1 protein-coding gene is annotated in these 1362 nt (G+C 59.3%); it reads right to left on the minus strand.

From position 1 onward, the window contains the following. Window positions 1–56: 56 nt before the first annotated feature. Window positions 57–1328, minus strand: coding sequence for an IS256 family transposase (locus ACM6LR_RS39305; protein WP_414942913.1), 1272 nt, complete (start codon window positions 1326–1328; stop codon window positions 57–59). Window positions 1329–1362: the final 34 nt, after the last annotated feature.

Consider the following 1362-nt stretch of genomic DNA (forward strand, 5'->3'; position numbering starts at 1 on the left):
GGAGCCTGTCACGTTTTTTGTGTAAGCCAGAGGTGATTGCTTACGTTTGTAGGTTATCAGAAAAGTATGCGTCCGGGAAAGATGTTGATCAGTGTGTTGAGTGCCACTTTCCAGCCGTGTGTTCCGGTCCCGGAATCGCCTCCTCGTTGACTGGATATGTTGCGGAGTCCGAGATAGAGCAGTTTCATGGCGGCGTCTTTGTCGGGGAAGTGTCCACGGTTCTTCGTGATTTTACGGAGTTGGAAGTTGATGGACTCGATGGCGTTGGTGGTGTAGACGATTTTGCGGAGTTCCGGTGGGTAGTCGAGGAACGGAATGAACTCGTCCCACGCGTTTCGCCATACGCCGATCGCGCCCGGGTATTGCGTGCCGAATTGCCTGTCGAATTCCGCCAGGCCGAGTTCCGCGGCTTCGAGGGTGGGCGCGGTGTAGATTTCTTTCATCGCCCTGACGATTTTCTTGCGGTCGCCGTAGGACACGAACCGCATCGCGTTGCGGATGACGTGCACGACGCAGGTCTGCACGACGGTGTCCGGGAAGATCGCGTGAATCGCGTCAGGCAGGCCGGTCAGGCCGTCGCAGCAGGCGATGAGGATGTCCTTGACACCTCGGTTACGCAGATCGGACAGGATTTTCTGCCAGAACTTCGCGCCCTCGGTGTCGGAGATCCAGCAGCCCAGGGCGTGCTTGCGGCCGTCCACGTCGACACCGATGGCCAGGTAGGCGACCTTGGTGGTGACGACCCCGTTGTCCTTCACCCGGATCCGGATACCGTCGACATACAGGATCGGATACACCTCGTCCAGCGGACGTGATTGCCACGCCTTGATCTCATCGACCACCACCTCGGTCACATTCGAGATCAATTCCCGGGACGCGTTCACCCCATATACTTCACGCAGGTGTGCCTCGATATCACGGGTCGTCATTCCCCGCGAATACAGCGACAGGATCATGTCATCGATATTGCCGATCCGTCGTGCTCGTTTGGGGACGATCGCCGGTTCGAACGAACCGTTCCGGTCACGTGGCACCTCGATATCGACCGGGCCGTTCGTGGTCGACACGGTCTTCCGGGACTTCCCGTTACGGGAATTGCCGGACCCATGACCAGCGGGATCGCCCGCGTCATAACCCAGATGGTCAGTCAGTTCGGCCTGCAAAGCGCGTTCCAGCACAGCCTTGGTCATCTGATTCAGCAGGCCGTCCACACCATCGATCGGCGTGCCGGCCGACTTCGCGTCCTTCAGCAACGCGTCAATAGTGGACGGCGAGAACGCGTCCGCGAGCCGCCGCGATGCCGCCTCATCACCCCGACGAGACGATATGTCCTGTGTCACTCAGTGTCCCTTCCGACCGCTA

The sequence above is a fragment of the Amycolatopsis sp. cmx-11-32 genome, assembly GCF_047608695.1.
GTDB lineage: Bacteria > Actinomycetota > Actinomycetes > Mycobacteriales > Pseudonocardiaceae > Amycolatopsis.